The organism is Ureaplasma ceti (assembly GCF_040369755.1).
Classification (GTDB): Bacteria; Bacillota_I; Bacilli_A; order Mycoplasmatales; family Mycoplasmoidaceae; genus Ureaplasma; species Ureaplasma ceti.
Genome location: NZ_BAABQM010000005.1, coordinates 1 through 13,745 on the forward strand (window position 1 = coordinate 1; position 13,745 = coordinate 13,745).

11 protein-coding genes and 1 tRNA gene are annotated in these 13,745 nt (G+C 28.7%); 3 read left to right on the forward strand and 9 right to left on the reverse strand.

The features are described 5' to 3' along the window. Window positions 1-151: 151 nt before the first annotated feature. Together ABWU82_RS03310 and ABWU82_RS03315 are read right to left on the reverse strand one after the other, a co-directional pair. Window positions 152-1,081 carry a DpnII family type II restriction endonuclease gene (locus tag ABWU82_RS03310; protein ID WP_353290084.1) on the reverse strand — a complete coding sequence of 310 codons (930 nt, stop codon included), beginning with the start codon at window positions 1,079-1,081 and terminating at the stop codon, window positions 152-154. Continuing rightward, complete coding sequence (locus tag ABWU82_RS03315) at window positions 1,071-1,946, reverse strand: DNA adenine methylase (protein WP_353290085.1); 876 nt, start codon at window positions 1,944-1,946, stop codon at window positions 1,071-1,073. The genes ABWU82_RS03310 and ABWU82_RS03315 overlap by 11 nt, the downstream gene beginning before the upstream one ends. A gap of 119 nt (window positions 1,947-2,065) precedes the next feature. Here ABWU82_RS03315 and ABWU82_RS03320 point away from each other — a divergent pair, with 119 nt between their 5' ends. Beyond that, window positions 2,066-2,983 (forward strand): hypothetical protein, encoded by a 918-nt coding sequence (locus ABWU82_RS03320; RefSeq protein ID WP_353290086.1) that lies wholly within the window; start codon window positions 2,066-2,068, stop codon window positions 2,981-2,983. Next, window positions 2,976-5,231, forward strand: coding sequence for a Z1 domain-containing protein (locus ABWU82_RS03325; RefSeq protein WP_353290087.1), 2,256 nt, complete (start codon window positions 2,976-2,978; stop codon window positions 5,229-5,231). The genes ABWU82_RS03320 and ABWU82_RS03325 overlap by 8 nt, the downstream gene beginning before the upstream one ends. 13 nt (window positions 5,232-5,244) lie before the next feature. Here ABWU82_RS03325 and ABWU82_RS03330 read toward each other — a convergent pair whose 3' ends face one another. The 7 genes from ABWU82_RS03330 to ABWU82_RS03360 form a co-directional block, all read right to left on the reverse strand. Continuing rightward, window positions 5,245-6,654 (reverse strand): MutH/Sau3AI family endonuclease, encoded by a 1,410-nt coding sequence (locus tag ABWU82_RS03330; RefSeq protein ID WP_353290088.1) that lies wholly within the window; start codon window positions 6,652-6,654, stop codon window positions 5,245-5,247. Next, complete coding sequence (gene dcm, locus ABWU82_RS03335) at window positions 6,644-7,903, reverse strand: DNA (cytosine-5-)-methyltransferase (protein WP_353290089.1); 1,260 nt, start codon at window positions 7,901-7,903, stop codon at window positions 6,644-6,646. Before dcm ends, ABWU82_RS03330 begins: the two co-directional genes overlap by 11 nt. Window positions 7,904-8,140: 237 nt before the next feature. Then, window positions 8,141-8,827 (reverse strand): deoxyribose-phosphate aldolase, encoded by a 687-nt coding sequence (gene deoC / locus ABWU82_RS03340; protein WP_353290090.1) that lies wholly within the window; start codon window positions 8,825-8,827, stop codon window positions 8,141-8,143. A gap of 27 nt (window positions 8,828-8,854) precedes the next feature. Further along, window positions 8,855-10,894, reverse strand: coding sequence for a transketolase-like TK C-terminal-containing protein (locus tag ABWU82_RS03345; RefSeq protein WP_353290091.1), 2,040 nt, complete (start codon window positions 10,892-10,894; stop codon window positions 8,855-8,857). A gap of 2 nt (window positions 10,895-10,896) precedes the next feature. Then, window positions 10,897-11,163 carry an HPr family phosphocarrier protein gene (locus ABWU82_RS03350; protein ID WP_353290092.1) on the reverse strand — a complete coding sequence of 89 codons (267 nt, stop codon included), beginning with the start codon at window positions 11,161-11,163 and terminating at the stop codon, window positions 10,897-10,899. Window positions 11,164-11,216: 53 nt separating this feature from the next. Next, window positions 11,217-12,542 carry a phospholipase D-like domain-containing protein gene (locus ABWU82_RS03355; RefSeq protein ID WP_353290093.1) on the reverse strand — a complete coding sequence of 442 codons (1,326 nt, stop codon included), beginning with the start codon at window positions 12,540-12,542 and terminating at the stop codon, window positions 11,217-11,219. A 488-nt stretch (window positions 12,543-13,030) separates the two neighbouring features. Continuing rightward, window positions 13,031-13,121, reverse strand: a tRNA-Ser gene (locus ABWU82_RS03360). A 272-nt stretch (window positions 13,122-13,393) separates the two neighbouring features. Between ABWU82_RS03360 and rpmE the strand changes: the two genes are divergently transcribed. Next, window positions 13,394-13,684: a 50S ribosomal protein L31 gene (gene rpmE / locus ABWU82_RS03365; RefSeq protein ID WP_353290094.1), complete on the forward strand. Its 291-nt coding sequence runs from the start codon at window positions 13,394-13,396 to the stop codon at window positions 13,682-13,684. The last annotated feature ends 61 nt before the right edge of the window (window positions 13,685-13,745 follow it).

Consider the following 13,745-nt stretch of genomic DNA (forward strand, 5'->3'; position numbering starts at 1 on the left):
AAATTTTTTAGTATTAGTTTCAAATAATTGAAAATAATAAAGTCATTCACTTCATTTTAGGTGTCTAGACATATAAAAAGACACTCCTTTCTTTTTAAGGAGTGTCCCATTTTTATTTCCCTCTGTAATGCGACTCCAGTGTTTTTATTTACTATTTTTTTGGATTTTTACTTGTTTTTGCCTTAGTATTTTTTAATCCTAACAGTGTGTCAACTTTATCTAATAGTTGATTTTTATTACAGATGTAATCATAACCAAAGACTTCAGATAAAGCACTCTTGATTGTTGTCATACCGAAACCATCAGCCACTCAAACAAAATTAATTCCTTTTAAATTTGGATTCTTCTTATCTTTTTCTACAGATACATTATCAAAAATTTCTTTGTAAGCACGACAAACTTCAGAAACTTTTGAGCCACCAGAATTGTAAAATGATGCTTCTAATAAAACTTTTTTCTTGTTCTTATTGTTAATTACAAGAAAATCTCAACGTTTCTTATCGTTTCTCAAAATGTTATAAATCTCAGAATTTACTTGAGTTTCAATAACAATATCCTTGTTATCTTTATAATGGTTTACCAACATATCGTAGATGTCATCTTCGTTTTTAGAACCATTACGGTTTTTTCTTGTGTTACTGTCAGAACCAACTTTAACACCATATAAATAATCATAAAAATTGTTGATGTTGCCGTTTACGATCATATCAGCTAATTTAGAACGGTAAATTAAAGTTTTCACACCTTCTAAACTTTGTAACAATTCTTCTAATAAATAAACTTTGTTATCAACAATAGCGCTTTTATTACGAATATCATTGATAGCTAAAACATCATAAATTAAAGCAAAAGATTCTGGATTGCGACTTCATAATCTTTCAATATTTTTATCTAATTCTTCATAAGAACCAGCAATTAAATAATTTAACTTTGATAAATTATTAGAAATTTTATTCATTTGACTACGAATTTTATCAAAATCTACAAATGAATCTAATTCAATATTAGTTGTTTGAATTGTGTCTAAATATTCCGCTAATGCGTTATCAAGTTTGTCTGATTTTAAATTTTTAGATTTCATAGTTATACACCATAATTTCCTTACCTGTTGCCACTCTCTTAGTAGAATCGCTATTAATAAAACGATTAGTAGTCATTGGTTCTAATTTGATGTGAGCATCATCAGATTGGTATAATTCTCTAATTAATTTAGTGTCATGATTAGTCAATAATCATTTCACACCTTTTTTGTCTAACTCTAATAATTTTTGTGCTAATTTTTTTTGATCTTCTTGATTGAAACCACTCTTAGTGTATTCCACAAAACTTTTTTCAGATTGGTCATAATCATAAGGCGGATCACAGAATACAAAATCACCAGATTTTGCATTGTCTAAAGTAATTAAATAATCTTTAGATGTAAACTCTACTTTTGCTGTATTGAAATATACGTTTAATGCCGTAATATTGTTAGTATCGTACATTCTTTTGGGTTTAAGTAGTGTATCTTTATTTAAAGGTACATTAAAGAAGCCGTTAGAGTTCACTCTATACATACCGTTAAAACAAGTTTTGTTTAAATAAATTAGTTGTGCAGCAATTGAAGAAGTTTTTCTAAATTTTCTAGTTCTCATTTTGTTATAAAACTCTTCACTATGTTTTTTAGCAAAACTATCTAGTTTACGCATTAATGCGTATGGTTCGTTTTGAATAGCTAGAAAACCATTAATCAACGCTTCATTTAAATCGTTGATAATAGCTTCTTTTGGTTTTAGATGTAAAAACATTGCAGCCCCACCAGCAAACGGTTCTACATATCTGTTAAATGAAGGGATTTTATCTTTTAAATATTTATCTATAACTTGACGTTTGCCGCCAACCCACTTTACAAACGGAGTCATTAAAACGTCTTCAGTTGTTCATTTTTCGTAATTATATTGATTCATAATGCTTATATTTTATAAATTAAACGTTCTTTTAATATAGTTAATAAAATTAAAATAGAAGTATTTAAAAAGTCTTCTAAATAATTTATATCTTTTAAACTAATAACTTGAATAAAATCATGAAAAATAATAAAATTTTTAAAACCTTTTTATTGTCCGATGACAAACAATCGCAATATGGAATAATTGCCTCGCAAGCAGATATAGCTTTAGGCTCATTAAATTTAAATTCATATCTATCTGATATAAAAATTTTGTCTAGAACTAACGTTCAAGATACCCCTGAATTACCTAAAGGTATTTATTGGGTGTTGCTATTCGGCAAACACGCTTCACAAGAATTTGTTGAATCAATGTGCATTCTTTTTAATAGTCAAGTGCACTCACAAAAGAATATAACAATTGAAGCAATTATTAAAAGAATTGAAGCTATTTTTAAAATTAAAAAAGAACAAGATTTAAAACACGTTTACAAAACTAAAATTTCTGAATTGGCATTTATCAAAAAATGTTTATCATTCAATGTTAACACATTCCCCTTTTACAAAAAAGATACCAACAAATTGAACTTTCATTTTCCTAAAAATCAAAATTTAGGATTAGTTTTTACTGATAATGAAAATGAAAATTTTTATCTTTCTCAATCTCAATTAGAAAGTATTAACAATTGCAGCAAAAATGAATTAGTCGTAATCAATATTAATTGAGATTCTGAAGAAGGTGTAGATTTGAAAGACTTATTAGAAGATATTAGAAGCGTTATTTATTACGAAGTTTGAACAGAGTTTAAAAAGGAAATAACCGAAATTTATAATTCTTCTCCAGATTTATTTGTTGAATATAAAATCAATTTAAATAAAACAGAATTTTTATTTTACGATAAAACATTTTTGCCTAAAATTCAGTGTAAATTCTTCTACAATGCAATCGGCGAAGAATGCACCACTGTATTAGATTATTTTTTTAAAATTACAAATTCTACTAATACTGTATTTTCTAACTTTGAAGAACGGATTGAGACGTTGATTAATGAATAATATTTTTAGATGAAATAATTTTGATTTCGGTAAAAACGATGATAAAAATGACGATGAATTAATTTATTCATATAAAAACTATGATTTATTTAATAAATTTTTAGATTCAAAAAGAAATAAAATGAGAAATTTTATTTCTAATGAACAAACCATTATTAAAGATATTGAAACTTATAAAAATACAGTAGAATCTGTCTATCAATCAATACAAAACAATAAAAAATTTAGTCCTTTAAAACTATTGGTTTTTGGTTCTATTCAATCAGGAAAAACTGATTTTATGATTGGATTTTCTAGTAAAATTCTAGAACAATATAAAGGGCTTAATGTTACGTTAGTATTATCTTCTAACAATAAAAACTTGCTAACTCAAACTATATTAAGATTTAAAAATGAATTTACTAAAATTAACGCTGAAGCACAATTTTTATCTTTCAATGATTTAAAAAATTGACAACCATCAGATGAATTAAATGGTAACGAACATATTTTTGTGTTTTTGTTAAAGGAGCACAATAACCTAAAATTATTCTTCAATGAATTTTTATCTAAATTATCAACTTATAAACATAATATTAATAATCTGACAATATTAGATGATGAAGGCGATGTTGCATCTTTTGGAAACATAAACAAAGATTTTACAACTATCAACGAGTGTATTACCGATATCTTAAAATCTATTAATTGAAATATTACATATATTTCTGTAACCGCTACACCGTTTGCTCACGTAATGGTAGATAACGAAGATGACCTGAAACCAAACTTTGCATTCACACTAAATCCTGGTAGTGGATATGTGGGAATAGATTTTTACGCTGAAGAAATGCAAAGTGGTTCATCAAAAATCATAAAAACAATTGATTCTTCTTTTGAAGAGGGTAATTACAGTTTTCAAGAAGCATTGTTTAACTACTTGTTGCAGTGCGTTATTTATTTAAGTAATTACAATTGTTTCCACGGAGCTAAACCCAGAATGTTGATAAACATTGATAGAAAAAAAGTGGTGCATGAAATTATAGAATCTAAAGTTTATGAATTTTTAAATAAATATTTTTATACAGATAAATATACAAATTTTGTTATTTCAGAACTCAAAACGTATATAAAAGAAAACTATTATATTGATAAATCAGGTGTTGCTAAAACATACAATTTATTAAATCCTAATGAATCTGAAAATATTTTTAAACTAATTAAAGAACAGATTTTAAATAAATTAGAAGTTATTGTTTTTAACGGAGATACTCCTAAAAATCCTTCATTTAATATAAACTTTGACGAAACTAATTTAGAAACTTTCCAAATTGTTATTGGTAGTGATAAATTATCTAGAGGTTTAACATTTATGAATTTAACCACCACATATCTAGAGCGTAATACTGAACAAGCTGATTCAATTTTACAAGCTGCTAGATTTTTAGGTTATCGCGACCAATATAAATATTTAAGTAAAATTTATCTAACACCTGAATTAATTGAAGATTATATAAATTGTTCTTGAGCTATAGATTATTACAAAAGTATTCTAAGCAATAGAGAAAACGAAGAGTTTGTTGAATTAGTTCCTAGATTCTTCCCACTAAAAACTCACGGTTCTAACTTGAACGCTACTAGAATATCTATCAGTAAAATGTATTCCGAAGAAAGTAACGACACCGCTTTAACTAATACGAAATATACTCCTTCTATATACGGTTCTGTTTGTCCTATAAATAAAGCAAACGAAGAAGTGTTCTATAAATTTATATGTAACACACAAATATACACTAAAAATGATTACAAAACTTTAAAGTTTGATTCTATTGAAGATTTTAATAATTATTTTTTTACAGGCTATTCAGAAGAACAATTATTCAAACAATATCAATTAATGTTTGGTGAACATTTATCTAAAAATATTTATTCTAAGATTTTAGATTGAAACAAGAAAGTTATTGTTAGATACATTTATAACTGTTCCAAAAATATAGAAGATTTTAAAGATATAAACAATCCTAATTACAGCTGAAAATACAGACGTGTAGTATTTTGCAATAATAATGGTTTGAAAGTTTTCGGTAAAGGTAGTTACGCTAATTATTTTGAATATATTAATAATGACGAAATATTCTGCATCGATATTATTCCGTTAGCAATTTATGAAAACTCTAAAGACGAACATAATATTAAAACATTTAGATTATCCACAATTCCACCCAAATCAATTATTAATTCATTAGGTAACGGAATTTGGGCAATTTAAAAAAGAGCGAATTTTATTCCGCTCTTTTTTTGTTTTTTAAATAATTTTGATATTTTTGTTCAATCGTTTTATGGTTTAAACTAAACGAAATTTTGGTAATGATTTGACCATTTTTAGTTTGATATGTTTCTTTACTATCTTTAGCTTTAGGTCTAATGTGGATAACTTGATTATCAGATTCATGTACCAAGTAGGTTTTGCGTCTTTTTTTATCGGGATTTATTTCTCTGTAAACCACACCATTATTACATAAATCCATTGTTTTATAATAAACGGATTTAATTGTTTTAATTTCATCGTTATCAAAGTTCAACATGAAACAATCTTGTAAAATTGTTGATTCAATTTTTGCTTTATCTTTTTCTTTTTTGAAGACAACCACTAACATGCCAGAAGAACAAATATTGTATAAATCAGAATCTTCAAACTTTTGTTCTTCATTAAAATCTTCAATGCGAATTGGTGTAATTGGAGAATGTTCGATTAAACTCATCCCGTTTTTTTCTAAATTAATAGTTTTCAAAGTAATTTGTTCGGTTGCTAATATTTTAATTTCATCAAAACGTTTTATCTTTAAAATGGCTTTTATAACAGAACTTCTACTGCTTTTACCATTAGTATTTTTAATGTCAAATTCTTCATAAAGAGATTTTAAAGTTCGGCCCTGGTATTTCAGAATCTCAGAAATAACATCTTGAATTGAATCATAATTTTTAAATTCATATTTTTTTCAAGTGTTATAAAAAATCTTTGTTAATAACTTATTCTTAAACGCTCAAGCTCTAGCTTTAGCTTTAACATCAGAGAACGGTTGAACGCGTAACGAGTTGGCATTTTGCCCCTTAGTACAGGCTTCTAAATATTTGGTTAGTGAGGAACTAATTTCTTCCGCTTTACCTTCTTTTACTAATTTGACAACCGTTTCATAGTCTCTTTTAATTTGTTCAAACTCTTCTAATTGAGTCAAATCAATTAATCTAGTACTAATTAGTTTAATTGCTCGATAATTTTTAGTTTTGAAATTATTGTCATATTTATAAAAAACTAACAAAATATATTTGTTCTTCTTTAAAAAATCAGATTCATAAATATCCTGTTGATTAACTAAAGTTTCATAATTAATAGCCGAGAACACCAATCTTTCTTTAGCTGTAAAACTGGTGTTATCGTTGGTTGGAATTAAACCAGAAACCTTTAATTCAATTCCATATTCATCAAAATCAGGTTCCGGTCTACTGTTAACAGGTATTTTAAAAATTTCGCTTTGAATTAAATTTCCTAATCATCCTTTATCTTTACTATTGAATTCATAACCTGATTTAATAAATTTTTTTAAATTAGTATCAGATAAAGCATTTTCTCATTCTCTAGCAAAGTCTTCAATTTCTTTTAGACTTTTTTTAATAATTGTTTTATTTGCCATTTTCTTTATCAATTAAGTTCGCTAATTTACTTGATACTTTGTTAACAATCCCACAAACTAAAGCATTACCCATTAAAAAATATCTGGCTTTATTCGATAAACCAATATTTCCAGTCCAATTATCCGGGAACATATTCAATCTCTCGCACTCGATTGGAGATAATAATCTATATTTATCATTTTCTACACCGATAACATGAGTACTACGGTTAATAGTTCCTTCTGAAGTTAACATTGTTCTACCCGGTAATTCCAATAAGTCAGGAAAATTCATTTTCCCTTCAGAATAGTAGTAAGTATATCCATCTTTTATTCTTTCAATTCTCTTACTACTTTTCATATATCTAATTTTTTCGATTTTATCTTTATCTGTAAGGATTAAATCTTTTATTAAATTAATATCTTTTAAAACAACATCCTTTAACAACGTTTGACCACCATTATAAATAGGTGATGTTTTCGTTGAATATACAATGCCAGAATCCATAAAACCAGCATCTTTATAAGTTGTTGTTTTTGAATCAGAAATGGTTTTAATGTCTTCTAACAATTCAACACGTTCAATTTCTGATTCAATATTATATTTAAATTCGTCAAAAAAGAAACTTTTACTAGTTCCTAATACATCTAAAGGATTTTTATATTTTTTAATGTTAGTTTTATAAAAATGTGTAGTTTTTTTACATGCAAAAATAAAAATTCTTTTTCTTTTTTGTGGCATACCATATGCTGCCGCATTGATAACTTTTCATTCTACATAATAATCTAATTCATCAAAGCATTTCAACATAATAGAAAAATCTCTGCCACGTTGCTTTGAAGGACTTATTAATAGTCTATCGACATTTTCTAAAAATACAAAATTAGGTTTTTTATGCTTTAAAATACGATTAATTTCTCACCATAAAACGCCTTTTTTACCTTCAATACCATTTTGATCTTTTAAACTTCTGGCAACTGAATAATCTTGACATGGGAAACCACCTACTAATAAATCATGATTAGGAATAAGTGATTCATCAACAAGTGAAATATCAGTATTATTTAATGGATTTGAGAATTCATTAAATCTATCAGCATAACATCTATACGCATTTTGAACTTTACTACCAGGTTCTCATTGGTTAAAGAAAACAAATTTAAATTTATCTTCTTCGATAACTTTATTATTAATTATTTGAACATTATTTAGACCGACTCTAAATCCGCCGACACCGGCAAAAAGTTCTACAACTTTTCTTTCACTCATTGTTTTTTCTCCAATACTATTGATTTTTTAAGTTTAATATAAAAAAATGAAATGATCAAGTACAAAATTAAATTAACAAAATAAAAGGAGCCACATCATTTTTGATGAGCTCCTTTTTATGTAGTTGTTTTAGTCAAGTCTAGATAGGCTTATAACTTATTTTTTTCAAATAAGTTACATATATATTTGTAAAACTTAATCTGTTTATTTTTGGCAAAATAGTAGATAAATTTTTGTTTAATATCCTGAATTAGTCTTGTCTGCTTCGTTAGTAATTAAACTAATTCCTTTTGAAGAACCGATTCTTGTTGCGCCGGCTTCAATGAATTTTAATAAATCTGCGTAAGTTCTTACACCACCAGCAGCTTTAATTTCTTTTTTATTACCTAAAATTTCATGTCACATTTGTACATCTTCTAATTGTGCGCCAGCACCCACAAAACCTGTTGAAGTTTTGATGAAGTTAGCGTCAGATTTTGCGATTAATTCGCAAGCGAAGACTTTATCTTCTTGTGTTAATTGTGAAGTTTCTACAATCACCTTTAAAATTCTGTGGTGACACGCACTTTTTACAGCGTTAATTTCTTTTAAACAGTAAGATTCGTCTCTTGCTTTTAATTTAGCAATATTGATTACCATATCGATTTCATCGGCTCCGTTTTTCACAGCGTCTAGTGTTTCAAACACTTTGTTTTCAATAGTGTTCATGCCTAACGGGAAACCAATTACTGTACAAACTAAAACGTCTGTACCAACTAGTAATCTTTTACAGTCATTCACGTAGAACGGATTAACACACACTGATTTAAAACCGTATTCTTTAGCTTCATTACAAAGCTTTTCAATATCTGCTTTAGAAGCTACGTCAGATAAATTAGTGTGATCAATAAATTTTGCTAATTCAGCTTGAGTATATTTTTCCATAGTTTTTTCTTCCTTTAACTTTGATTGCTATTTTTTAGCAATAAATTCGTTTCTGAATTGTAAGTAATCATTATTTACTTTATCAATTAATTCACGGTTAGTTGGTAAGAAACTGTTAATTACTTTGTAAGCGATTGCTTGTGGGTTGAAACCATACAAGTTGTACAATACATTACCATCCATTGAGTGACCATAACCCGGTACTTCAATTGTTGTAAATCTTGAGTCGTATATTGCTAGACGGTATCACATTGAGTCATTACCAGCTTCAATCGCAAAGACGCCCACTGAAGAGTCTAATGTAGTCTTTAAGTCTTTAGTTTGCACAAATTTGTTTAAGTTTGGTACACTGAAAACTTCTGAAGTTAAGTTGTAGTTTTCTAATAAGAAGTCAGCTGTTTTTACAGCTAACGCCACTTCTGAACCACTTGCTAAAATTGTTAAGTTAGTTAAGTTATCAGCATTATTGTAAATTAAGTAACCACCGTAAGCTAAAGCTGATGGCACAGAAGTTTTAAAGCCAGATTTAGTTGCTTGTCTTGTTAATACAATGCAGTAAGTTGTGTCCACTGAACTCATTGCTTCAATAAAAGCAGCATAAACTTCAACTTCGTCACATGGACGTAGGACTTCTACGTTTGGCATTGCTCTTAAACCAGCTAAGTGTTCTACTGGTTGGTGTGTCGGTCCATCTGAACCTAATAAGATACTATCGTGTGTTAATACATAAACACTTGGTAATTTTGAAATAGCGCCTAATCTAATACCAGCTTTAAAGTAGTCACTGAAAGCCATGAATGAACTTGAAATACAACGTAAACCTCTATGTAATAAGATTCCGTTTTGGATACCAGACATTGCAAACTCTCTAATTCCAGTCATGATGTAGCTTGAGTGTCTGTTTTCGTTAAATGGTTCGCCTTTAAATTTAATACTTGTTGATTTAGAAACGTCTGGTGACAAGATGATTGTATCTTTTACGCCAGCGTTTTGAATTTGTTCAAGAATTTTACCAGCGACTGCTCTTGTGGCTACATCTTTTGGTAAAGCATTAATATCAATTACTTCTTTTCAGTCAGTAAATTCGCCACGAGCTTGTTTAATGAATTTTTCAGTTTCTTCTGGTTGTTTTAGTTTGTAGTATTGTAGTAATTTAACTCAGTTTTTGTATTTGTCTGTACCTTTTTTAATAACCTTTTCTTCAAAGTGTTCGTACACATCTTTATCAAAAGTTCAGTTATCAAAGTCACAGTCAAAGTGTTTATTGAATGATTCAATTTCAGATTCTTTAATACCACCACCGTGTGCTTCATATGAATCTGCAAAGGTTAAACCTTCACCAATTTCAGTATGAATTTCAATAAAACATGGTTGGTGTACTTGACGTTTAGCGATATCGATACATCTAGTAATGTTTTGAGGATTGTTATCACAAGATAAATATAGTCAACCCATTGACTCTACTCTTTTTTGTAGATTTTCAATGTTAACCATATCCACAGATGACTCTAATTGATATCTGTTAGAGTCATGTAACATAATTAATTTATTTAATTTTAATTTACCAGCTAAGCTCATTGCTTCATAGCTGATACCTTCTTGTAGATCACCATCACCCACAATACAGTAAGTGTAGTGGTCAATTAAACCTGGTAATTTAGCAAATTCGTGTCTTAAGTAAACTTCGGCAATTGCCATACCAACAGCATTAGATACTCCTTGTCCTAATGGACCAGTAGTTGCATCAATAAATGGCGTTACATAAGATTCTGGGTGACCAGGTGTTTTTGAGAAACGGTGTCTAAAGTGTTTCATGTCTTCCATAGACAATAATCCACAGAAGTGTAGAATGGGATATAAGCTCATAGAACCATGACCAGCAGATAAAACTACTCTATCACGGTTAATTCAATTAGGGTTATCAACGCTAATGTTTACTTCGTTTGCATAAACAGAGTAAGTGATTGGGGCCGCAGAAACAACCATGCCAGGGTGGCCTTGTTTTGCTTCCATAATTGATTGAAGTCCCAATGATCTAATTGCGTTAACGTATTTTGAAATGTTCATAATTATTGAATTGAATTTGTGCTTCTTAAAATATTAACGATTGCATTAAAAGCTTCTTTAAAGTCATCCCCATTCACTTCAATAGTTACTTCTTGGCCTTTTTTCACGTTTAAAGCCATTAAATTAATGATTGATTTAGCGTCAGCTTGTCTACCACCAACTGAAAATTTAGTTGATGATTGAAATTCTGAGGCAGTATTTACTAGTAAAGTAATAGTTTTAACGTCTAAACCACCTTCACTAATAATTAAAAATGTTTCTTGGTGCATAAAAACTTCCTCCTGAAGTATGTATTCTTATAAAAATATTATAAAAATATTTTTTATAGTAGCGGTTTAATAATTTGCAAACAGCCTTTAATAAAGGAATTTCTTAAACTTAAGTTATTGATTAAATCGCCCTTAGTAAATCTGGTAGCATTGTGGGAACACTCTTCTCAATATTCTTTCATTTGTTCATTAGCGTGCGTATCTTTAATCACTAAGATACTTTCAAAGTTAGAAGTTAATGAACGCAAATCTAAATTAAACGTTCCGGTAATGACGATTTCATCGTCAATGATAATAGCTTTGGTGTGAATGAAACCAGCATATTCTTTAATACTTACGTGCGCATCTAACAAAGGTTCATAGTAAATTCTGTTCATGTTTAACAAGAACCACTTGTCATCACAACTACCAGGCAAAATTAACTCTACCTTGACTTTTCTAAAAGAAGCTGCTTGTAAAGCTGCCATAATTTCGTCATTTGGATGTAAATATGGCGAAATAATTTTGACCGATTTAGTAGCGTTAAAGATCGCTGTTAAGATTGTTTCAGAAGCCACTCCACTATAATATCTTGGACCAGTAGTCATAAATAGTGCTTCATTGTGTACTTCATTAATGACATGTGGTTCTTCAACCTCAAAGTATTTTTTTAAATTTAATGTTTCTACTAAATTTTTAGTAATTTTTCTTGTTTGAATTGCTTGTGCAGCAACTGTTTTATAGTGTTTTTTTAAGAATCAACGATGTTGTACTCATAGAAGTGGTTTCAAGAAACTTGGACCTTGAACGTAATCGCCTAACACGCAAGTATAAGGTAAAAATGAATTAAAATCTCAGTCCATGCAGTAATCTACTAACATGTTTTTCACTAAATCACCTTTAATGATCATGTTTAAATCTTTTCAGTTCGGATGATTACGTTTCAAAGATAAGTATTCATCTGCAATATTGCTGCCACCATAAATGGCAAGTTTATTGTCGATGATCATAACTTTTCTGTGATTTCTAAAGTTGTTAGTACTTCTAAATTTAATATCTTTATCAGATTCAAATTTAGCCACTTCAATATTTTTATGTTGTGCCAAACAAGCTACCATATCTGGTTTAAATTTAGTTTGACAACCATATCTATCGAACATGAAATAAATTTTAATACCTTCATCCGCCTTCTTTAATAACTTATGTACTAAACTATTTAAGAAAAAACCGTCATCTACAATGTAGTATTGGATAAAAATATGTTCTTTAGCTAAATCAATGTTTTCCATCACTGCTTTATAAAAATCTTGGTTATCTTTCAAGATTTCGAAATCATTATTATAACTAGTTTGTACACCACGCACACTCTTAGCGTACTGAGACAAATCTTGAAACACCACATTTTCATTCTCGTTTTTATTAATCGCAGCTTTAGGGTATAAATGTAGATAACTCTTATAAGTTTTTTTATAGTCTTCAACTTTTCTATTATCAGTATATGGACTACGACCCCAAATAAAATAAATTAAATGGGATATCAACGGGAAGAGAATGAACGACAAAAGTCAGGTTAATTTAGTATCGTTAGTTCTCAGTTTGGAATTAACGATCCATACAGATACCGTAACATTTAAAACATAAATGCAAATTAACGACATCACAGTAATCACAACTTTGTTGTCTGTAAAGACACCTAGTAAGATTGTGGTCAGAATTAAAATCGTATTTAATAATATGTTAATGAGATAGAGAATTATTTTATGAGTTTTTTTGTTCATAAGTTAACCATCTTTTTATTACCTAATTAAATAATTACATTATTTATAACTGAAAAAAATCAGCTTTTTTGTATAAAAAAAATCCCACTATCGTGAGATTTATTTAAAAGTGGCGGAAGCGGAGAGATTCGAACCCTCGCGCCGGAAACCCGACCTAACACCTTAGCAGGGTGCCCTCTTGGACCACTTGAGTACGCTTCCATTACCTATAAATTATAATATATTATTTTTATAAATACAAGTAGGTATCGTAAAATAACTTATAAAATATTAAATTTTACGAGTCCACACTCTTAATTTAACATTTTATTTAAGAAAAATCGTGTTTAATCAACTATATTTATAGTTTATACAACATTTATTATTGCCTTTATTTATATAGATATAGAAAACCATTTCTTTTTTATACCCTTTGTAGTATAATTAATACGTTTATATTTCATAACATAAATAAAGATCTAAAGGAGACAAATATGCAAAAAGATATTCAACCAAAATTATCACAATGCAACTATACTTGTGCTTCTTGTGGGGCTACATATGAAATCACATCTACTAAGGGCGGCAACACATCTATCGATGTATGTTCAAAATGCCACCCATTCTATGTTGGAGCTCAAACAAACACAAGTTTACGTGGACGTGCTGAAAAGTTATCAAAGAAATTTGATGCTGGTAAAAGCTACTCTAACAAAAAACAATCAACTGCAAAAACTTCAACTAGAAAAACAGAAGAAGTGAAACGTGGTCTTGAATCTTTATAGATAACTAATCTTGAGAAGTGCTTTTTCAAGATATTATACATATATAAAATTGTCTTAAAAG